Origin of the sequence: Aeromonas sp. FDAARGOS 1419 (genome assembly GCF_019047045.1) — a bacterium.
GTDB lineage: Bacteria > Pseudomonadota > Gammaproteobacteria > Enterobacterales > Aeromonadaceae > Aeromonas > Aeromonas veronii.
Window position 1 is genome coordinate 1,520,124 of the sequence record NZ_CP077209.1, and the last position, 20,929, is coordinate 1,541,052.

Consider the following 20,929-nt stretch of genomic DNA (forward strand, 5'->3'; position numbering starts at 1 on the left):
TCCCGTTTTTAGACGACTGAGATGGCATATAGCAGTGGTGTGACTACACGCCACAGAGCAGAGAGCAGAGAGCAGAGAGCAGAGAGCAGAGAGCAGAGAGCAGAGCTTGAGTATCCCCCTCTTTTGCCCACAGATAAAAAAACGGCTCCATCAAGGAGCCGTTTTCAATGGATTGCGCAGTGCCGATTACTCGACGGTCGCTTCCACACTGGTGAAGTACTCGATCTTGGCTGCTTTGCGCAACTCGTCGATCAGAGACTTGTAATCCACCTGGGCTTTGCCCTGACCCAGCTGAGCTTGCAGCATGGCGGCCATACCGGATGCAGCGGCAGGGACGTTGACCTTGTCCAGCGCAACCACAACGCGGTCACCATTGGTCTCGGCAACCAGAGCCACACTCGGCTTGCCGTCGACCGGATGAGGCAGCGTGAACGCCTGGGCAATCAGGTTCTGATCCAGCTCGCGATCGAAGCGGGCAACCCCTTTGTGGGTCTCCACTTTCAGACCGAGTGCAGTCAGATCGGCGGTGATGCTCTCACCTACCTTCAGCTTGTCCAGCAGGCCCTGGGCCTTGCCACGGGCCACTTCGCTAGCCTTGTCATGCTTGATGGCGGCAATCACCTGCTCTTTCACCTCGGCCAGCGGCTTGACCGCTTTGGGCTTGTGACCAGTGATGTGCAGCACCAGCGCCTTGCCGTCAGCCAGCTCGATCACGTCGGAGTTGGTGTTGTCATCGCGCAGCTGTTCGGAGAACGCTACGGAAAGCACCTTGGGATCGTTCAGCGGAGCCGGAGCAGTCGCCTGGGTGAAGAAATCGGAAGATTGAACCTTCATCCCCATGGCATCAGCGGTCAGATCCAGCGAGTCCGGGTTTTCGAAGCTGTTGTCAGCCATCTTCTGCTGCTCGGCGAAGAATTTCTCCTTGGCCTTGTCAGCTTGCAGACGAGTGATGGTCTCTTCTTTCACATCGGCAAACGGCTTGGTCTGGGCTGCTTCAACCCCCAGCAGCTTGATGATGTGGAAACCGAACGGGCTCTTCACCACGCCGGAGAGATCGCCAGCCTTGTTCAGGGCGAACGCGGCTTTCTCGAAGGCCGGATCCATCACCCCTTTCTCGAACCAGTCCAGCTCGCCGCCTTTTTTGGCAGAGAAGGTATCGGAAGAGTCAGCCTTGGCCAGCGCAGCGAAATCATCACCTGCCTTGGCTTTGGCCAGCACGGCTTCTGCTTTCTGCTCGGCCGCTTTCTCGTCCTTGCCAAACGGGATCAGGATGTGAGCCACGTGGCGACGCTCGGCACGCTGGAACAGATCCTGGTGCTGATCGTAGTAATCCTGGGCATCCTGCTCGGTGACCTTGATATCCTTGGCGAGGTTGGCGGCGTCCAGCAGCAGATAGTCGACCTTGACCTGTTCGTCGTTCATAAAACGGGCGCCATTGGTCTTGTAGTACTGCTCCAGCTCGTTGTCGGAGACCTGAACGTCAGCCATGTAGTTGGCAGCAGCCAGACGCACCAAACGCAGATCGCGAGTCTGGTTGTAGAGCTTGTCGAGCTGCTCCGCTTCGCCCTTGAGGGAGAATTCGGTGCCCAGCAGGGCGCTCATCAACTGTTGACGCACCATGTCCTGACGCAGGGAGTCACGGAACATTTCAGGAGTCATGCCGGCACGGCGGATCAGCTGCAGATAGCGATCATTGTTGAACTTGCCGTTCTCGGCAAACTCGGGCATGGCCACGATGGCCTGCTTGATCTGCTCATCGCTGACGCGCAGACCCAGCTCGCGAGCCTTGCTGTCCAGCAGCGCCTGATCGATCAGGCGATCCAGCACACCGCGACGGAACTGTTTCATGTAATCGGGGTTCGCGGCCAGCTGGCTGAATGCCTCTCCCATCTGGGATTCCATGCGGGCGCGCTCGTTACGGTAGGCATTTTCCAGTGCCGCAGCACTGATCTCGGTGCCATTGACGGTGGCGGGGGCGGTACGGGCCGGGCCGTTCAGGTAACTACCTACACCAGCCAAGGCAAAGGAGAGGATGATCAGGCCCAAGATAACCTTGGCTACCTTGCCCTGCGCCCCTTCGCGTAGTTTATCCAACATCATGTTTGTACTTATGCTCCCGAACTCGATGGGCGTAAACAATAAAAAGGCGCACCGATTGCGATGCGCCTTGGTCAATCAGTATGAGAGAAGACTCTCTAACTTGTCTGGTCTGCGACCAAGGACGGTAGCCGACGGATATCAGCGACCGGCTTAGTTAACAGCGTCTTTCAGGGCCTTACCGGCTTTGAAGGCAGGAACTTTACCAGCAGCGATTTCGATGGTCGCGCCAGTCTGCGGGTTACGGCCTGAACGGGCAGCACGCTCGCGTACAGCGAAAGTACCGAAACCAACCAGAGCAACCTGGTCACCCTCTTTCAGCGCTTCACCAACAGCATCAATGAAGGCATCCAACGCACGGCCAGCGGCAGCTTTGGAGATATCGGCACCGTCTGCAATCTTGTCAATCAGTTGAGATTTATTCACTCTTATATTCCCCTTTTATCAAACACCGCTGCGGCGCTGATTTCCCTGGCCACAACAAGTGGAGGTTTTATAGCAAGCCTCCTGATCAGTTGCAAGTGACAATCTGGCGCAAACCCGCGCCACACAACGCATTGCGACTCATCACGAGTACCCGATCGGTGGTCAAGGCTACTTCCGTTATCGGGCGCATGCAAGCCTTAACCACCCGCCGAATGCGCCAAATTTGCGGCGCATCAACATTTACACGACAGAAACGCGCTCAAACCCCTGTGGATTGTCCTGCAACGCCAATTCCAGCACCTCGTCAATCCAGCGAACCGGATAAATTTCAAGGTCTTGTTTGACGTTTGCCGGGATCTCCTCAAGGTCACGCTCGTTCTCTTTCGGAATAAGCACTCGCTTGATGCCGCCACGGTGGGCTGCCAGCAACTTCTCCTTGAGACCACCGATGGGCAGCACTTCGCCGCGCAAGGTGATCTCCCCTGTCATCGCCACATCAGCACGAACCGGATTACCGGTCAAGCTGGAGACCAGGGCGGTACACATGGCGATACCGGCGCTCGGACCATCTTTCGGGGTTGCCCCTTCCGGTACGTGCACGTGGATATCGCGCTTCTCGTAGAAGTCGGCATTGATGCGCAGCTTCTCGGCACGGGCTCGTACGACCGTCATGGCCGCCTGGATGGACTCCTGCATCACATCACCGAGAGAACCGGTATAAGTGAGCTTGCCCTTGCCCGGCATGTTGGTGGTCTCGATGGTGAGCAGATCGCCCCCCACTTCGGTCCACGCCAGACCACACACCTGACCCACTTGATTCTGGTCGGTGGCCTTGCCGTAATCGAAACGCTGCACCCCGAGGAACTCCTTGAGGTTCTCCTGATTGACCTGAACGTGCTTGATGCTCTTGTCCAGCAGGATGCGCTTGACCGCCTTGCGACAAATCTTGGAGATCTCGCGCTCCAGACTCCGCACACCCGCCTCGCGGGTGTAGTAGCGGATCACTCCGACCAGGGCAGAATCTTCGATGGTGATCTCGGACTCTTTCAGGCCGTTGCGCTGGATCTGCTTGGCAACCAGATGCTGCTTGGCAATGTTGAGCTTCTCGTCTTCGGTGTAACCGGAGAGGCGGATCACTTCCATCCGGTCCAGCAAGGGACCCGGGATATTCATGGAGTTGGAGGTGGCCACGAACATGACGTCCGACAGGTCATAATCCACTTCCAGGTAGTGATCGTTGAAGCTGTTGTTCTGTTCCGGATCCAGCACTTCCAGCAAGGCGGATGCGGGATCGCCACGCATGTCCGAGCTCATCTTATCGATCTCGTCGAGCAGGAACAGCGGGTTCTTCACGCCGACTTTCGCCATCTTCTGGATGAGCTTGCCAGGCATGGAACCGATATAGGTACGGCGGTGACCGCGGATCTCCGCTTCGTCACGCACCCCACCGAGGGCCATCCGCACATATTTGCGGCCTGTCGCCTTGGCGATGGATTGACCCAGCGAGGTCTTGCCCACACCGGGAGGCCCAACCAGACAGAGGATGGGGCCCTTTAGCTTGTTCACCCGTGCCTGTACCGCCAGATATTCGAGGATGCGATCCTTGACCTTCTCGAGGCCATAGTGATCGGCATCCAGCACCTCTTGCGCCTTGCCAAGGTCTTTCTTGACCTTGGATCGCGCCTTCCACGGCACCTGTACCATCCAGTCCACATAGCTGCGAACCACGGTAGCCTCGGCGGACATGGGAGACATCATCTTCAGCTTGGCAAGCTCGGCCTGGGCCTTTTCACGGGCATCTTCCGGCATGCCAGCCTCTTCAATCTTGCGATTGAGGGCTTCAAACTCATCCGGGCTATCTTCCAACTCACCCAGCTCTTTCTGGATGGCCTTCATCTGCTCGTTGAGGTAATACTCGCGCTGGCTCTTTTCCATCTGCTTCTTGACGCGAGTACGGATGCGCTTCTCAACCTGCAGCAGGTCAATTTCCGACTCCATCATCGCCATCAGGAATTCGATGCGCTCGGAGACCGAGACGATCTCCAGCACCTTCTGCTTGTCTTCCAGCTTGAGCGGCATGTGGGCCGCCATGGTGTCAGCCAGACGCGCAGCATCGTCGATCGCCGAGATCGAGGTCAGTACCTCGGGCGGGATCTTCTTGTTGAGCTTGATATAGCCTTCAAACTGGCCGATGGCGGAGCGAACCAGCACTTCCTGATCCTTCTCCTCAATGGCTTGGGAGGGAATGTACTGGGCCTCGCAGACAAAGAAATCCTTGTCGTCGATCATCCGCTCCAGGCGGGCACGCTGCCCACCCTCTACCAACACCTTGACGGTGCCGTCCGGCAGCTTGAGCATCTGCAGAATATTGGCCACTGTCCCGACGGTGAAGATCTCCTCCACCGTTGGCTCATCGGTTGACGCATCCTTCTGGGCCACCAGCAGAACTTTCTTGTCCTGCTCCATGGCCGCTTCCAGACAGCGAATGGATTTTTCCCGCCCCACAAAGAGTGGAATGACCATGTGGGGATAAACCACCACGTCACGAAGAGGCAGGACGGGAATCTCGATGCGTTCTGAACGCTCTAGGTTCATATATGTCCTCTCGGCTTGTTATACCGTTGGCAAAGCGCTTGGCTGAGTATATGGGGGCGCTGAGATGAGATTCAATCGCCGAAACCGTAAAAAGCATGAAAGGGGCAAAAAGCCCCTTCCATTTGATTAAAAATCAGACATTTACTCTGATGCAGCAGCCTGGGTTTCGGGATTCTCGTAGATCATCAAGGGCGCGGAGTCCCCTTTGATCACGGTTTCGTCGATCACCACCTTGCTGACCCCTTCCAGAGAAGGCAGGTCATACATGGTATCCAGCAGCACGGCTTCCACGATGGAACGCAGACCACGAGCACCGGTTTTACGCTCCATCGCCTTGCGGGCAATGGCGTTGAGCGCATCGTCACGGAACTCCAGCTCGACCCCTTCCAGATCGAACAACGCCGCGTACTGTTTGGTCAGCGCGTTTTTCGGCTCTTTCAGGATCTGGATAAGGGCAGACTCGTCCAGCTCGGTCAGGGTCGCCACCACCGGCAGACGGCCGATGAACTCGGGGATGAGACCATACTTGATCAGATCTTCCGGCTCTACCTTGGCGAAGGTCTCACTCAGGGTGGCCTTGGCATCCTTGGATTTCACCTCGGCGCCAAAACCGATACCGGTTCCCTTAACGGAACGCTGCTCGATCACCTTGTCCAGACCGGCAAAGGCACCGCCACAGATGAAGAGGATCTTGGAGGTATCAACCTGCAAGAACTCCTGCTGCGGGTGCTTGCGACCGCCTTGCGGCGGCACGGAAGCGATGGTCCCTTCGATCAGCTTGAGCAGTGCTTGCTGTACCCCTTCCCCGGAGACATCGCGGGTGATGGAGGGGTTGTCCGACTTGCGGGAGATCTTGTCGATCTCGTCGATATAGACGATGCCACGCTGGGCCTTCTCTACGTCGTAGTCGCACTTTTGCAGCAGCTTCTGGATGATGTTCTCCACGTCCTCGCCCACATAACCGGCTTCGGTCAGGGTGGTCGCATCGGCCATGGTGAACGGCACATCCAGCAGACGAGCCAGAGTCTCGGCCAGCAGGGTTTTACCGCTACCGGTCGGGCCAATCAGCAGGATGTTGGATTTGCCGAGCTCCACACCACTGTTTTCGCCGCTGTTGCGCAGACGCTTGTAGTGGTTGTAGACGGCAACGGCCAACACCTTCTTAGCATACTCCTGCCCGATCACATAGTCATCGAGATGAGCGCGGATCTGATGAGGGGTCGGCAGCTCGTTACCATCGCGCTTGGGCGAGATCTCGCGGATCTCTTCGCGGATGATGTCGTTGCACAGCTCGACACACTCATCACATATGTAGACGGAAGGGCCAGCGATCAGCTTGCGCACTTCATGCTGGCTTTTGCCGCAAAAAGAGCAGTAGAGCAGCTTATCACCCTCACCCTTGCGTTTCTCTGTCATTCAGCAACCTCGTTTTATCAATAGAGGATGGATCGGCCTGTTGAGTTTACAACAGACCGGGACACCCTGCTCAGCTACGCTGGCTCAGGACTCCGTCTACCAGACCATAGGCCACGGCCTGCTCGGCGGACATGAAGTTGTCACGATCGGTGTCACGCTCGATGGTAGCCATATCCTGACCGGTGTGGAACGCCAGGCGCTCGTTCAGGGTATTTTTGATCTTCAGGATCTCCTGGGCGTGGATCTGGATATCAGATGCCTGACCCTGGAAGCCACCCAGCGGCTGGTGGATCATCACGCGGGCGTTAGGCAGGCAGAAACGCTTGCCCTTGGCACCGCCAGCCAGCAGGAAGGCACCCATGGAGCAGGCCTGCCCCATGCAGACGGTGCTGACATCCGGCTTGATGAACTGCATGGTGTCGTAGATGGACATGCCCGCAGTCACCGAACCACCCGGCGAGTTGATGTAGATATAGATGTCCTTGTCCGGATTCTCGGACTCGAGGAACAGCAGCTGGGCAACCACCAGATTAGCCATGTGATCTTCAACCTGACCAGTCAGGAAGATCACCCGCTCTTTCAGCAGACGGGAGTAAATATCGTAGGAACGTTCACCCTTGGCAGTCTGTTCGACCACGATGGGGACCAGCGCATTGCTGGGAGAATCGGTCATATCGTTATAGTTCTTGTACATAAGGCATTGTCCCTAAAATAAAATGGCCCGAGTGGAGATCACACGAGCCATTATACTTAACAGTCTTGACCTTAAGTCAAATGTTCTTAGGCAGCGGCGCCAGACTTGTTGATCACTTCGTCAAAGGCAACTTCTTTTTCGGTCACTTGCGCTTTGGACAGGATCAGGTCGATGGCTTGATCTTCTACTGCCAGGTTACGAACGCCGTTCAGCATCTGTTCGTTCTTCTGATAGTACTCGATCACTTCCTTCGGATCTTCGTAGGCAGTCGCCATGGACTCGATGATGCTGTTTACACGGGCATCGTCAGCCTTGATCTCGTTGGTGCGGATCACGTCACCCAGCAGCAGGCCTACGCGTACACGACGCTCGGCTTGAGCCTGGAACAGTTCAGCCGGCAGCTCGGGAGCGTTACCGCCCTGGAAACCACCGAAGCGCTGCAGAGCCTGCTGACGCAGAGCGTCGATCTCTTGAGCAACAGCTGCTTTCGGCAGGTCGATTTGGTTGGCTTCAACCAGACCGTTCAGAACCTGCTCTTTCACGCTGTTTTTCAGGGCTTGAGCCAGTTCGCGCTCCATGTTCTTGCGCACTTCGGCTTTCAGCTCTTCAACAGAACCGCTCTCGATACCGAAACGCTTGACGAACTCTTCGGTCAGCTCAGGCAGGATCTGCTCTTCAACCTTGATCAGCTTGGAAGCGAACTTGGCTTCTTTGCCTTTCAGGTTTTCAGCGTGGTAGTCAGCCGGGAAGGTCACTTCAATGGTGAACTCGTCGCCCGCTTTCTTGCCCAGGATGGCGTCTTCGAAGCCCGGGATCATACGGCCAGCGCCCAGCACCAGGTTGAAGCCTTCAGCTTTGCCGCCGTCGAACTCTTCACCGTCGATGGAACCGACGAAATCCATGGTCACACGCATGCCATTGGCAGCGGCAACATCGGCATCAGCCCAGGTAGCGTGCTGCTTGCGCAGGGTGTCGATCATGTTGGCCAGATCTTCATCCTTCACGGTCGCAACCGGCTTCTCGACCTTGATGGTCTCAAGACCTGCAACTTCGAACTCCGGATACACTTCGAAAGTGGCGGTGAATTCAAAATCCTGACCTTCTTTGATCTCTTTCGGATCCATGGTCGGGGCACCGGCCGGGCTCAGTTTGTTTTCGATGATGGCTTTGATGAAGTTGCTCTGCATCATTTCATCAGCAACGCGGGCGTGAGCCATGGCGCCGAACATCTTCTTGATGATGGCAACCGGAGCCTTGCCAGGACGGAAACCGTCGATGCGACGAGTTTTGGCCAGGCCATTCAATTCTTTACGCACAGCGGCGTCTACGGTAGCGGCCGGTACAGTGATGGTAAGACGGCGTTCCAGACCCTGGGTTGTCTCTACAGAAACTTGCATTCTTCTACCTCGTTCAACTCAGCACTGTGTGCTGACCCTTTATTGCCCCTGGGCAAAGCCCGGAGTCTTCCTGTTTATAAAGACAACGATATGTCTTTGTGATGAGAAAATATGACGCGGCATTATAGCGGCGCACTTTGGTCGAGTCGAGCCACACATCCCCCACATTGAGCGGCGTGCAAGCACAATTCGTGCAAAACTGCCCTTTATATGGGGAGAGAGGTGCCAGACTTCAACTATCCGATGGCAATAATTTTGCGTTTGCTCACCTTTTTTCATCCGAACGCCGCTTTATTGCCCATCTTTCGCCGAAACACAGCCCACCGTTGCGGGCGGCGACTCAATTTGTCCAGCCAAATGGCGATTGGGCCAATCAACCATTGCGTCCCTACCCCTCCCTCGTTATGGTGGCAACCAAATTGATGATCTGGAGTCACTCACATGGCCTTTTTCCGCTTCTTGTTCAATCTGCTCTGGTTTGTACTGGGAGGTATCTTTATGGGCCTGGCATGGTGGCTGGCCGGTCTTGTCTGCTTTATCTCGCTGGTCGGCATCCCCTGGGGACGTGCCTGCTTCGTGATCGGCACCTTTACCTTCTTCCCGTTTGGCAAGCAGGCGGTCAACCGCAAGACCATGACCGGCCAGAGCGATATCGGCACCGGCACTCTGGGGCTGATTGGCAACATCCTCTGGTTCGTGCTGATCGGTGTCTGGCTCGCCATCGGCCACATCGCTTCCGCGCTGGCCTGCTTCGTAACCATTATCGGTATCCCGTTCGGTATCCAGCACCTCAAGCTGGCGCTGATCAGCCTGGCTCCTATCGGCCAGATGATTGTGACCAACCAGGAGGCGGAATCGGGCCGCTATATCCGCTAAACACGGGAAATGCGCGGGCAGACGCTGCCCTGCAACGAAAAAAAGGGCAGACTAGGGTCTGTCCTTTTTTATTCTCTTTTGTTGAGGCCATCATGTTACCCAGCCACTTTTTCGCCAATCTCGCCCGCATGAAACTCATCTACCGCTGGCCCCTGATGCGCAACATCCAGCCGGAAAACATTGCCGAACACAGCCTGCAGGTCGCCATGGTGGCCCATGCCCTCGGCATCATCAAAAACCGGCTGTTTGGCGGCAGCGTGAATGCCGACCGCGCCGCCGTGATGGCCCTCTACCACGACAGCAGTGAGGTGCTGACCGGCGATCTGCCTACCCCGGTCAAATACTTCAACCCCGAAATTGCCCGCGAGTACAAGAAGATAGAACTGGCCGCCGAGCAGCGTCTGCTTGGCATGCTGCCGCCGGAACTGGTGGAGGACTTTCGCCCCCTGCTCGATTCGGCAGCCCAGGATGACGAGCTGGCCAGGCTGGTCAAGGATGCCGACACCCTCTGCGCCTATACCAAGTGTCTGGAGGAGATCAACGCGGGAAACCGGGAGTTCGAACCGGCTCGCAAACGCCTTGAGGCCATGCTGGCAGCGCGGATGAGCGATGAGATGCGCTACTTTATCGACACCTTTGTGGCCAGCTTCTCCCTGCCGCTCGATGAGCTCAACGCTCACTAAGCCAGTCTACATGACCTGAAAACAGAAGAGCCCGCCGGTTTAACACCGGCGGGCTCTTCGTCTTTATCAGCGGATTAGATGCAACCCATCAGTGACCCAGCTCGCGGGACGGTACCAGACCGCTCGCCCGCCAGGCGGGATAGAGGGTCGCCACCAGACTCATCAGGATGGCGGCACCCGTCACGATGAGCAGATCCTGCATATGCAACTCGGTTGGCAAAAAGTCGATAAAGTAGATATCCGGATTGAGGAAGCGGTGGCCAATAAGCTTTTCGACAACGCTCAAGATCTGGGTCAGCTTGCTCGAAAGCAGCCCGCCCAGCAGGGCGCCAAGCAGGGCACCGGCCACGCCGTTGACCATCCCCTGAATGACGAAGGTAAGCCGGATCTGGCCAGGGCTCGCCCCCATGGTTTTCAGGATGGCGATCTCGCTGCGCTTCTCGTTCACCGCCATCACCAGGGTGGAGACGATGTTGAAGCAGGCGACGGCCACCACCATCAGCATCACCACATACATGACGGTACGCACCATCTGGATGTCCTGATAGAGGTAACCCTGGCTGTTCATCCAGCTGCGGATATAGACGTGATGAGGGAACTGCTGCGCGGCGGCTACGGTGATGGATTGCGCCTTGAGCACATCGCTCACCCGCAGGCTGAAGCCCTCCACATCGCTGCCCATGCCGGTGATCGCTTGCGCATCGGCCAGATGCATAAAGCCGAGTAGGCCGTCGAGCTGACCGCCGATCTCCAGCAGCCCTACCACGGTCAGGGCTTCGCGGCGGGGATTCTTGATCCCCGCCTGATCGCCCCCTTGCGGCAGCAGCAGGGCAACAGAATCCCCCACCTTGACCCCCAGCTTGTCGGCGATGGTCTTGCCAAGGATCACCCCACGTTCACCCGGTTGCAGCTCACGCAGACCACGGCCCGTCATGTATTTGCCGGCATCCGACAGATTGGCTTCCAGATCGGGCAGCACGGCGCGCAGTTGCACCCCCTTGAGGGCAGAGCCATGCTCCAGCAGGCCATTAAGGCGAATGACCGGCGCAGCCGCCTCAACGCCCGGCTGGGCCAGCAGATAGTCACGCAGACGTGGCCAATCCGGCAGCGGCCGCTCGACGGCGTCCAGCTCACCTTGCGGCACGACCGAGAGCACCCGATCTTTAAGCTCCCGCTCGAAACCGTTCATGGCGGAGAGGCCCAGGATCAGCGCCATCACCCCGAGGGCAATACCGATCAGGGAAGAGGCAGAGATAAAGGCGATAAACCCGTTGCGACGGCGGGAGCGGCTGTAACGCAGGCCCAGAAAGAGGGGCAGCGGTTTGAACATCAGGCAACCTCCGCCATCACGCCGCTCACCAGGGTCACCCGGCGATGGAGCTTGGCCGCGAGGCTCAAGTCGTGAGTCACTACCACAAACGCAGTGCCCAGTTCACGATTCAGTTCACACAGCAGTTCGTACACCGCGGTGGCACTGGCGTGATCCAGATTGCCGGTAGGCTCATCCGCCAGCACCAGACTCGGTTCGTTGACCAGCGCCCGGGCGATCGCCACCCGCTGACGTTCGCCACCGGAGAGCTCGGAGGGACGGTGATTCAAGCGATGGGAGAGCCCCACCCGCCCCAGCATCCTGGTTGCCTTTTCGGTGGCAACCGCCACCGACTCACCGGCGATCAGCAGCGGCATGGCCGCATTTTCCAGCGCACTGAACTCGGAGAGCAGGTGGTGGAACTGGTAGACAAAGCCCAGCTCGCGGTTGCGAAAACGGGCCTGGGTACGGCTGTCCCAATGGTGGATATCCTCCCCCTTGAACAGCACGGCGCCGCTGGAGGGGTTGTCCAGCGCCCCCATCAGATGCAGCAGAGTGGTCTTGCCGGAGCCCGAGCTCCCCACCACCGCCAGCATTTCACCGGGCGCGACGCAGAGATCGATCCCCTTGAGCACCTGAGTCTCCAGCTCCCCCTCTTTATAGACATGATTGAGCGCCTGGCAGCGCAGCAGAGGTTCACGGGATACGGCTTCATTCATAACAGGGGCTCCACTTGCCTCGGTAACAACGCTGGCACCCGCAACTACGGGGGCACCAGTCACAACAGAAGATGCATTATTCACGGCATTACTCATAACGCAGCGCCTCGGCCGGTTTCACCCGTGCGGCGCGTGCCGCCGGGTAAAGGGTGGCACTGAAGCTCAGCAGCACGGCGCCCAGCAAAATGGTGATGACCTGAGCCGGCTCGACAATCACCGGCAGGCCACTGCCGCCCGCCGCCATATAGAGGTTGAGCCCCACCGCATTGAGCAGAGGGTTGAGACCCAGGGAGAGCGCCAGGCCCGCCAGTCCGCCAAACAGGGCGCCAATCACCCCGCTGGAGGCGCCAAGCACCATGAAGATTTTGACGATCCCCGATTCACTCATGCCCATGGTGCGCAGGATAGCCACTTCACCCTCCTTGTCCGTCACCACCATCACCAGCGCGGAGAGGATGTTGAAAGTAGCGACGGCGATGATCAGCACCAGCATCAGCCCCATCATCCGTTTTTCCATGGCGACCGCCTGGAACAGCTCGCCCCGCTCGCGGCGCCAATCCTGCCATAGCAAGCCATCCGGCAGCGGCGTCTTGATCACTTCGTCAGCCGCAAAGGGATCATCGAGCCAGAGGCGAATGCCACCGACGGTTTCTGTCGGCAGACGCAGCAAGCGCTGGGCATCTCCCAGTGCGATCAGCGCAATCTGGTTATCCACATCGGCGCCGACCCCGAAGATACCGGAGACGGTAAAGAGGCGCTGGGCCGGTACCCGACCAAAGGGAGTGAAGCGGGTCCCCTCGGTCAGGATCAGGCGAACCTGATCGCCGATGGAGACATTGAGGCGACGTGCCACCCCCTGCCCCAGCACGATGCGGTAGTGGCCGGCCTGCAGGGTATCGAGGCGCCCCCCCAGCATCTGGCTGTGGAGGATGTCATCCTTGGGCCACTTTGCAGGGTCGATCCCCTGCACACTCACCCCGGTCAGCTGGCCGGGGCTTTGCAGCATCCCTTCGCTGTCGAGCATGGGGGCCGAGGCGACCACATGGGGTAATTTGGCCAGATCCGGCAAGCCTTGCGGGTCTGCATCAATACGGCCAGCCTGATTGGTCACCACCACATGGGGGATCACCCCGAGGATGCGCCCTTTGAGCTGCCCTTCGAAACCGTTCATCACCGAAATGACCACCATCAGGGCGGCGACCCCGATGGCGATGCCAAAGGTAGAGAACAGGGAGATAAATGAGACGAAGCGATTGCTGCGCTTCGAGCCTGCATAACGCAGGCCGATGGCCAGCGAAAGGGGCTGAAAAAGTCCGGTCTTCAAGGATATGTACGTTGCCAACAAAATAAGATACCGGATAATAAAGGGAAACCGTCCATGACAACAAGGGATAGCCTCCATGCAGGAACAGTTCTTCAGCGTCACTCATGCCACGCCGGTCAATGTGATCCCCATGCCGGCCGACTTCCACCTCCCCTCGCTGGAGGAGCTGGACGCTGAGCTGCCGGAGCCCTTTCGGATCTCTTCGGCCATTACCTCCATCGATCTGGTGACCACTCGCCTGCTGCGCAACCAGAACGAGTCGATGCACGATCTGATCGAGATCGTCAATCAGCAGTCCCGCAAGATCGACATGATCATGGGCTATGTGCTCTCCCTGCAGGACCATCCGGAGCAGCGCTTTCACACCCTGCGCTTCGGGGCTGGCCAACTCACCTACCTGCACCCCTATCATGGTCACGGGGATGCGCCGCACCTGCACCAGATCGTGCGCCTCAAGATTTTCCTGCGGGAAGAGGCGGCCGCCATCTACTGCTATGGCCAGGTCAAACAGCTCGACGGCGGTGAACATGGCACCCATGTGCAGCTCGACTATGTGCGGATCCGCGAAGATGACCGTGAACTGCTGGTTCGTGCCAGCCTCCACGTGCAATCGAAGCAGCTCAAGCTGCGCGCCCAAGAACGTCAGCGCTAACCATAGCGAACGTCGCGATAGATAACGTCAACGTTAAAAGAATCGAATCATGCCAATGACACTCCCCGCCTTGCCCGCCAAAGCGGGCCAAAAGATCACGCTCGGCCAGCTGGTCGGCAGCAGCCTCTCGCTGATTGCAGCCCGTCTCACCAGTGAAGCCAAGGGACCGGTACTGCTTATCACCGCCGATACCCCGAGCGCCCTGCGCCTGGAGCAGGAGTTACAGTACTTGCTGACAGACAAACAGCTAGCCGATCAGTCCGCCCCCGTATTGCTGTTCCCCGATTGGGAGACCCTGCCCTACGACACCTTCTCTCCCCATCAGGACATCATCTCCCAAAGGCTCGAGACCCTCTACAAGCTGCCGCAGATGAGCAAGGGGGTACTGATTGTCCCCATCTCCACCCTGATGTTGCGCTGCGCCCCCCGGGTCTATCTCGACAAATACAGCCTGATGGTGAAGGCTGGTCAGCGTCTCAATCTGCAACAGCTGCGCGGCCGCCTGGCCGAGGCGGGTTACGTGGCGGTGGATCAGGTGCTGGAACATGGCGAATTTGCCGCCCGCGGCTCCCTGCTCGATCTCTTCCCCATGGGCAGTAGCAGCCCCTATCGCATCGACTTCTTCGACGATGAAGTGGACTCCATCCGCCCATTCGATCCCGAAACCCAGCGCTCCAGCGAACCGGTCAAGACGGTCAGCCTGCTGCCCGCCAGGGAATACCCTACCGACGAGGCAGCCATCGAGCTGTTTCGCGGCCAGTTCCGCGAGCAGTTCGAGCTGTCGCGGGCCGAGGGTTCCGTCTATCAGGAGGTGAGCAAGGGGCGCTGGCCCGCCGGCATCGAGTATTATCTGCCGCTCTTTTTCAACCAGACCGCCAGCCTGTTTGACTACCTGCCGGAAGAGACCCTGCTGCTCACTGTGGGGGATATCTACCCCGCCGCCCAGCGTTTCTGGAACGATATCGGCCAGCGCTATGAAGACAGACGCTGGGACAACACTCGCCCCCTGCTACCCCCGGCCCAGCTCTATCTGCCGGTGGAGCAGCTCTTTGCCTCTCTGGGCCAATATGGTGCGGTGCGGCTGCAAGAGTCCGCTACCGCCGGTGATGCTGGTCAGCACGATCTGCCCATCTCCGCGCTGCCCGACCTGCAACTCGATCACAGCAAAGAGCAACCCCTGCTGGCGCTCAACCAGTTCCTCCAAGGTTTTGCCGGGCGCACCCTGTTTGCGGTGGAGTCCGAAGGACGGCGGGAGGTACTCGGCGATCTGCTGGCGCGTATCTCACTGCAACCCAAGGAGTTCCCCTCTCTCGACGCCTTTATGGCGAGCCCGGATCGCCACGGCCTGCTGGTGGCACCGCTTGAGCGTGGCTTCCTGTGGCAGGAGGTCGGTCAGGATCCACTGGCGCTGATCACCGAGACCGAACTGCTGGGCGGCAAGGTGCGCAGCAAGCGGGCGCGGGAGAAGAGCAAGAACCTGAGCTCCGATGCGGTGATCAGAAACTTGGGCGAGCTGACCCAGGGTCAGCCAGTGGTCCATCTGGATCACGGGGTCGGCCGCTATCTGGGGCTCGAAACCATCGATGCCGGTGGCCTGCCCACCGAGTTTTTGACCCTCGAATATGCCGGCGGCGACAAGCTGTTCGTGCCGGTCACCAGTTTGCACCTTATCAGCCGCTACACCGGCTCTGATAACCCGCCCAGCCACAAGCTCGGCGGCGAAGCCTGGAGCAAGGCGCGGCGCAAGGCGGCGGAGAAGGTGCGCGACGTGGCAGCCGAATTGCTGGATGTCTACGCTCATCGCGCCGCTCGCGCCGGTTTTGCCTTCAAGCACGACAAAGAGGCCTATCGCCAGTTTGCCGCCAGCTTCCCGTTCGAGGAGACCGACGATCAGCTCAACGCCATCAATGCGGTGCTGGGGGACATGTGTCAGGCCAAGAGCATGGACAGACTGGTGTGCGGCGACGTGGGTTTCGGCAAGACCGAAGTGGCGATGCGGGCGGCATTTGTGGCCGTGCACGGCGGCAAGCAGGTTGCCGTGCTGGTGCCCACCACCCTGCTGGCGCAGCAGCACTACGACAACTTCCGCGACCGCTTTGCCAACTGGCCGGTGCGGGTCGAGGTGCTGAGCCGCTTCCGTTCCGCCAAGGAGCAGAGCGCTGTGATGAAGGAATTGGCCGAAGGCAAGGTGGATATCATCATCGGCACCCACAAGCTGCTCGGCTCCGAGCTCACTTTCAAGGATCTGGGGCTGCTCATCGTCGATGAAGAGCACAGATTCGGGGTGCGCCAGAAGGAGAAGATCAAGGCGCTGCGGGCCGATGTGGATATCCTCACCCTCACCGCCACCCCTATTCCGCGCACCCTCAATATGGCGATGTCCGGCATGCGGGATCTCTCCATCATCGCGACTCCACCCGCCAAGCGACTCGCCATCAAGACCTTTGTCCGCCAGCACGAACCGGCGGTGGTGCGCGAGGCGGTGCTGCGTGAACTCAAACGTGGCGGCCAGGTCTACTACCTGCACAACGACGTCGAGAGCATCGAGAAGTGCGCCGCCGACCTGGCGGAGCTGGTACCCGAGGCCCGCATCGGCATCGCCCACGGCCAGATGCGCGAGCGCGACCTTGAGCGGATCATGTCCGACTTCTACCATCAGCGCTTCAACCTCTTGGTCTGCACCACCATCATCGAGACCGGCATCGACGTACCGAGCGCCAACACCATCATCATGGATCGGGCGGATCATCTCGGTCTGGCCCAGCTGCACCAGCTGCGGGGCCGGGTTGGCCGCTCCCACCATCAGGCCTATGCCTACCTGCTCACCCCCCATCCCAAGCTGATGACCAAGGATGCGGCCAAGCGGCTGGAGGCGATCGCGTCGCTTGAAGATCTCGGCGCCGGTTTTGCGCTGGCCACCCACGATCTGGAGATCCGTGGCGCGGGCGAACTGCTTGGCGATGATCAGAGCGGCCAGATTGAATCGGTCGGCTTCACCCTCTACATGGAGATGCTGGAGCAGGCGGTCGAGGCGCTGAAATCGGGCAAGGAGCCATCGCTCGATCAGCTGATGAGCCAGCACACCGAGGTGGAGCTGCGCCTGCCGGCACTGCTGCCGGATGACTATATTCCGGACGTCAATATGCGCCTCTCCATGTACAAACGGATCGCCAGTGCGGCGGACGAGCAGGAGCTGCGCGAGCTGAAAGTGGAGCTGATCGACCGCTTTGGCCTCTTGCCGGAGGCGACCAAAACCCTGCTGGAGCTGGCCGCCTTCCGCCAGCGTGCCACCGCCCTTGGCATTCGCCGGGTGGAGATGAGCGAGCGCGGTGGCTATCTCGACTTCACCCAGGAGACCAAGGTCAATCCGGCCTATCTGGTCAAGCTGCTCTCCAGCCAGCCACGAGTCTACAAGATGGACGGGCCGACCCGGCTGCGTTTCCAGATGCCAACCCAGGAGCGCGCCATGCGCCTGAAACTGGTGGATGGCTTGCTGGCAGATCTTGCCAACAACAGCCTGTAAGCATTTGCAGTGCTGGCGGCGAGCCAGAGAGATAACGCCAACTAAAACGGGAGCCATATCGGCTCCCGTTTTTTATTTGCTATCTGACTACTGCGTACGTTCAGCCCTGGTTGGCAGGATCCTCATGGGCGGAGAACTCGCGCATAAAGGCCTCGGCGCGCTCCACCATCTTGGTCGAGCCAACAAAGTAAGGGGTACGCTGGTGCAGCGCGGTGGGCTGGATATCCATGATGCGGCCAAAACCGTCGGAGGCCTTGCCACCAGCCTGCTCCACCAGAAACGCCATCGGGTTGCACTCATAGAGCAGGCGCAGCTTGCCGTTCGGCGAGTTGGTGCCGGACGGATAGATGTAGATGCCGCCCTTGAGCAGGTTGCGATGGAAATCGGAAACCAGGGAGCCGATATAACGGGAGGTATAAGGTCTGTGGGTCGCCTCGTCGCGCTCCTGGCAATATTTGAGGTACTTCTTCACCCCGTCCGGGAACTTGATGTAGTTACCCTCGTTGATGGAGTAGATCTTGCCCTCTTCCGGAATGCGGATGTTCTCGTGGGAGAGGCAGAAGCAGCCAATGGAGGGGTCGTAGGTAAAGCCGTTGACGCCAAAGCCAGTGGTGTAGACCAGCATGGTGGAGGAGCCGTAAACCACATAACCGGCGGCGACCTGACGGTTGCCCGGCTGCAGGAAGTCCTCCAGGGTCACCGGCGAACCTTGCGGGCTCAAACGGCGGTAGATGGAGAAGATGGTTCCGACCGAGACGTTGACGTCGATATTGGAAGAGCCATCGAGCGGGTCGATCAGCACCACATACTTGGAGTTTTTGGAGAGTGGCGAGTCAAAGGCCACGAAGTCCTCTTCCTCTTCCGAGGCCATGCCGCACACCTCGCCGCGCGCTTCCAGCGCCGCCTTGAAGCGTTCGTTGGCATAAACATCCAGCTTCTGCTGCACCTCGCCCTGTACGTTTTCAGCGCCCATGGAACCGATGATATCCGCCAGTCCCGCCTTGTTGATCTCCCGGTTCACCACCTTGGCAGCAAGGCGGATCGAGCTGAGCAACGAGGTTAGCTCGCCGGTCGCGGTAGGATAATCCGCCTGCTTTTTGACGATGAACTCACCCATGGTGATCATGTTTCGCATTTTTGTTCCTTTAGATCGCATCCGTTGGCATTGAAAACGTTTGCAGGCGTCAGCAAAAAAAATGCCGATCACCGGCGGCCTTGATTTGTAACCTAATGTAACGTCTGTTTTTTGTTTTTGCAGCGAATTAAGCGGCCTATTAAATAGGCTATTTCGCCTCACGTTATAGTAAAAGACACTTTTTATTGGGTTTCAATCGATAACTTTCGGACCCTTAATTCGTGGCAATAACCTGCGACAAGCCATGAGCTGACTGGCCTTGAGCCATTAAAAATGGAGTCTGATGGGCCTGCCGTTCCCTCAGCCATTGCCTCTTGAGATCCGATCGCCAATCCAGCACACTGATTTCGCTTTGGAAGCAAATAAAACTCAAGGATTATCAATGAACAAGACTCTCATTGCCGGCATGGTAGCCGGACTGTTTGCCCTTCCCGCCTGGGCTGCCCAGGTGCCTGCCGGTACCAAGCTGCTGCCGGATGCCCAACAAATCTACGTGACCAATATCGGCACCGAACCCACCACCATCGACCCCCAGCTGGTAGAAGAGACCGCCGGTAGTGCCATCGTCAACGATCTGTTTGAAGGGCTCTATGAGCTGGATAATACCGGCAAGATCAAACCAGCAGGCGCCGTCAGCTACGAGGTCGACAAGACAGGTACCGTCTACACCTTCAAGCTGAGACCCGAGGCCAAGTGGTCAAACGGTGAACCGGTCACCGCCGCCGATTATGTCTACGGCTGGCAACGGGCGGCCGATCCCAAGACGGCCTCCAACTACGCCTGGTTTATCGAGTTGACCGGAGTGGTCAATGCAAGCGAGGTGACCCAGGGCAAGAAGAGCCCATCAGAGCTCGGGATCAAGGCGCTCGATGACCACACCCTGCAGGTCACCCTGAAAAATCCGGTTCCCTTCTTCCTGAAGACGCTGGCCCACTACACCACGTTCCCGGCCCACAAGGCCACCATTGAAAAATTCGGCAAGGATTGGGTCAAACCGGGCAATATCGTCTCCAACGGTGCCTTTGTACTCAAGGAGTGGACCCCCAACGAGCGGCTGAGCGCCGAGCGCAACACCCACTACTGGAACAACCAGCACACCGTCCTGAACAAGGTAATCTATCTGGAGATCGTCTCGGAAACCGCCGCCTACAACCGCTATCGCACCGGTGAACTGCACTACACCACTTATCCGCTGGAGCAGTACAAACAGCTCAAGAGCAAGAGCCCGGAAGAACTGGTCAGCGTCCCCACACTGGCCAGCTATTACTATGTCTTCAATACCCAACGCAAACCGTTCGATGATCCGAAAGTACGCAAGGCGCTCTCGCTGGCCATCGACCGGGAGACCATCACCGACAAGATCCTGGGACAGGGACAAATTGCCGCATATAGCTTCACGCCCCCCATTGTGGACGGTTTTGAATTGAAAAAACCGGCCAGCCAGCTGCAGAGCAAAGAGGAGCGGATCAAGCAAGCCAAAGCCCTGTTGGCCGAAGCGGGATATGGCCCGGACAAGCCACTCACAGTGGACATTCTCTACAACACCAACGAGAGCCACAAAAAGATTGCGCTGGCCGTCTCCTCCATGTGGAAACACAACCTGGGGGTCACTGCCACCCTCAACAACATGGAGTGGAAGACCATGGTCTCGGCACTCAACGAGGGGGATTTCGGGGTTAGCCGCTATGGCTGGAACGGGGATTATAACGACGCCTCCACCTTCCTCGACATCATGACCTCCAGCAGCAGCGCCAACAGCGGCAAGTGGTTCAACAAGGAGTACGACGCCCTGCTGGCCAAGGCCCACGACTCGCTGGATCCCGCTGAACGCAATGCCCTGTATCAACAGGCAGAGGCACTCATTGATGCGGATGCCCCCATCGCTCCCATCTATTTCTCGGTCAAATCCAGGTTGCTCAAACCTTTCGTGAAAGGCTATCCCCACCTTAACCCGCAGGATGTGGTCTACAGCAAGGAGCTCTATCTGGTTGCCCAGTAACCGGCTAGGAAGATGTAACCATAAAAAAGCGCCTGCATTGCTGCAGGCGCTTTTCATTGGCGGCCAAGCGGGCCATTGGGCCAC

At 58.4% G+C, this 20,929-nt stretch carries 15 protein-coding genes; 5 read left to right on the plus strand and 10 right to left on the minus strand.

Annotated elements, in window-relative coordinates:
- Positions 1–186: 186 nt before the first annotated feature.
- The 6 genes from ppiD to tig all read right to left on the minus strand — a co-directional run bounded on the left by ppiD (position 187) and on the right by tig (position 8,625).
- Positions 187–2,100 (minus strand): peptidylprolyl isomerase, encoded by a 1,914-nt coding sequence (ppiD, locus tag I6L49_RS06675; protein WP_216950926.1) that lies wholly within the window; start codon positions 2,098–2,100, stop codon positions 187–189.
- A gap of 150 nt (positions 2,101–2,250) precedes the next feature.
- Positions 2,251–2,523 carry a nucleoid-associated protein HU-beta gene (gene hupB / locus I6L49_RS06680; RefSeq protein ID WP_005315375.1) on the minus strand — a complete coding sequence of 91 codons (273 nt, stop codon included), beginning with the start codon at positions 2,521–2,523 and terminating at the stop codon, positions 2,251–2,253.
- Positions 2,524–2,763: 240 nt separating this feature from the next.
- Positions 2,764–5,118, minus strand: a complete 2,355-nt coding sequence (gene lon, locus I6L49_RS06685; RefSeq protein ID WP_005336976.1) for an endopeptidase La — start codon at positions 5,116–5,118, stop codon at positions 2,764–2,766.
- A gap of 141 nt (positions 5,119–5,259) precedes the next feature.
- Positions 5,260–6,534 carry an ATP-dependent protease ATP-binding subunit ClpX gene (gene clpX / locus I6L49_RS06690; protein ID WP_005336977.1) on the minus strand — a complete coding sequence of 425 codons (1,275 nt, stop codon included), beginning with the start codon at positions 6,532–6,534 and terminating at the stop codon, positions 5,260–5,262.
- A 70-nt stretch (positions 6,535–6,604) separates the two neighbouring features.
- A complete protein-coding gene (gene clpP / locus I6L49_RS06695) occupies positions 6,605–7,228 on the minus strand; it encodes an ATP-dependent Clp endopeptidase proteolytic subunit ClpP (protein WP_005336979.1) in 624 nt (207 codons plus the stop codon).
- Positions 7,229–7,314: 86 nt separating this feature from the next.
- Positions 7,315–8,625, minus strand: coding sequence for a trigger factor (gene tig, locus I6L49_RS06700; RefSeq protein ID WP_005345092.1), 1,311 nt, complete (start codon positions 8,623–8,625; stop codon positions 7,315–7,317).
- A gap of 441 nt (positions 8,626–9,066) precedes the next feature.
- Here tig and I6L49_RS06705 point away from each other — a divergent pair, with 441 nt between their 5' ends.
- Together I6L49_RS06705 and yfbR are read left to right on the plus strand one after the other, a co-directional pair.
- The gene (locus tag I6L49_RS06705; RefSeq protein ID WP_158110079.1) at positions 9,067–9,501 is read left to right on the plus strand and encodes a YccF domain-containing protein; all 435 of its coding nucleotides are present in this window, start codon (positions 9,067–9,069) and stop codon (positions 9,499–9,501) included.
- Between the two features lie 92 nt (positions 9,502–9,593).
- Positions 9,594–10,184, plus strand: coding sequence for a 5'-deoxynucleotidase (gene yfbR, locus I6L49_RS06710; protein WP_047436789.1), 591 nt, complete (start codon positions 9,594–9,596; stop codon positions 10,182–10,184).
- A gap of 88 nt (positions 10,185–10,272) precedes the next feature.
- Here yfbR and lolE read toward each other — a convergent pair whose 3' ends face one another.
- From lolE to I6L49_RS06725, 3 genes are all read right to left on the minus strand, one after another.
- Complete coding sequence (gene lolE, locus I6L49_RS06715) at positions 10,273–11,514, minus strand: lipoprotein-releasing ABC transporter permease subunit LolE (protein ID WP_005345089.1); 1,242 nt, start codon at positions 11,512–11,514, stop codon at positions 10,273–10,275.
- On the minus strand, positions 11,514–12,212 hold the full coding sequence (gene lolD, locus I6L49_RS06720) for a lipoprotein-releasing ABC transporter ATP-binding protein LolD (RefSeq protein WP_005360062.1): 699 nt from the start codon (positions 12,210–12,212) through the stop codon (positions 11,514–11,516). Before lolD ends, lolE begins: the two co-directional genes overlap by 1 nt.
- Before the next feature lie 88 nt (positions 12,213–12,300).
- On the minus strand, positions 12,301–13,536 hold the full coding sequence (locus I6L49_RS06725) for a lipoprotein-releasing ABC transporter permease subunit (protein ID WP_040068101.1): 1,236 nt from the start codon (positions 13,534–13,536) through the stop codon (positions 12,301–12,303).
- A 76-nt stretch (positions 13,537–13,612) separates the two neighbouring features.
- Here I6L49_RS06725 and I6L49_RS06730 point away from each other — a divergent pair, with 76 nt between their 5' ends.
- Both I6L49_RS06730 and mfd read left to right on the plus strand, forming a co-directional pair.
- Positions 13,613–14,188: a hypothetical protein gene (locus I6L49_RS06730; protein ID WP_064336238.1), complete on the plus strand. Its 576-nt coding sequence runs from the start codon at positions 13,613–13,615 to the stop codon at positions 14,186–14,188.
- Between the two features lie 55 nt (positions 14,189–14,243).
- The gene (gene mfd / locus I6L49_RS06735; RefSeq protein WP_216951609.1) at positions 14,244–17,711 is read left to right on the plus strand and encodes a transcription-repair coupling factor; all 3,468 of its coding nucleotides are present in this window, start codon (positions 14,244–14,246) and stop codon (positions 17,709–17,711) included.
- A gap of 100 nt (positions 17,712–17,811) precedes the next feature.
- Here mfd and fbp read toward each other — a convergent pair whose 3' ends face one another.
- On the minus strand, positions 17,812–18,846 hold the full coding sequence (gene fbp / locus I6L49_RS06740; RefSeq protein ID WP_005336993.1) for a class 1 fructose-bisphosphatase: 1,035 nt from the start codon (positions 18,844–18,846) through the stop codon (positions 17,812–17,814).
- Between the two features lie 382 nt (positions 18,847–19,228).
- Between fbp and I6L49_RS06745 the strand changes: the two genes are divergently transcribed.
- Positions 19,229–20,845 (plus strand): peptide ABC transporter substrate-binding protein, encoded by a 1,617-nt coding sequence (locus I6L49_RS06745; RefSeq protein WP_181497361.1) that lies wholly within the window; start codon positions 19,229–19,231, stop codon positions 20,843–20,845.
- Positions 20,846–20,929: the final 84 nt, after the last annotated feature.

What these genes read in the sequence shown, in the direction of transcription:
- tig (WP_005345092.1), bottom strand. Translation starts at nt 8,625, where the DNA reads ATGCAAGTTTCTGTAGAGACAACCCAGGGTCTGGAACGCCGTCTTACC.
- lon (WP_005336976.1), bottom strand. Translation starts at nt 5,118, where the DNA reads ATGAACCTAGAGCGTTCAGAACGCATCGAGATTCCCGTCCTGCCTCTT.
- I6L49_RS06730 (WP_064336238.1), top strand. Translation starts at nt 13,613, where the DNA reads ATGCAGGAACAGTTCTTCAGCGTCACTCATGCCACGCCGGTCAATGTG.
- clpX (WP_005336977.1), bottom strand. Translation starts at nt 6,534, where the DNA reads ATGACAGAGAAACGCAAGGGTGAGGGTGATAAGCTGCTCTACTGCTCT.
- clpP (WP_005336979.1), bottom strand. Translation starts at nt 7,228, where the DNA reads ATGTACAAGAACTATAACGATATGACCGATTCTCCCAGCAATGCGCTG.
- mfd (WP_216951609.1), top strand. Translation starts at nt 14,244, where the DNA reads ATGACACTCCCCGCCTTGCCCGCCAAAGCGGGCCAAAAGATCACGCTC.
- yfbR (WP_047436789.1), top strand. Translation starts at nt 9,594, where the DNA reads ATGTTACCCAGCCACTTTTTCGCCAATCTCGCCCGCATGAAACTCATC.
- lolE (WP_005345089.1), bottom strand. Translation starts at nt 11,514, where the DNA reads ATGTTCAAACCGCTGCCCCTCTTTCTGGGCCTGCGTTACAGCCGCTCC.
- fbp (WP_005336993.1), bottom strand. Translation starts at nt 18,846, where the DNA reads ATGCGAAACATGATCACCATGGGTGAGTTCATCGTCAAAAAGCAGGCG.
- I6L49_RS06705 (WP_158110079.1), top strand. Translation starts at nt 9,067, where the DNA reads ATGGCCTTTTTCCGCTTCTTGTTCAATCTGCTCTGGTTTGTACTGGGA.
- ppiD (WP_216950926.1), bottom strand. Translation starts at nt 2,100, where the DNA reads ATGATGTTGGATAAACTACGCGAAGGGGCGCAGGGCAAGGTAGCCAAG.
- I6L49_RS06745 (WP_181497361.1), top strand. Translation starts at nt 19,229, where the DNA reads ATGAACAAGACTCTCATTGCCGGCATGGTAGCCGGACTGTTTGCCCTT.
- lolD (WP_005360062.1), bottom strand. Translation starts at nt 12,212, where the DNA reads ATGAATGAAGCCGTATCCCGTGAACCTCTGCTGCGCTGCCAGGCGCTC.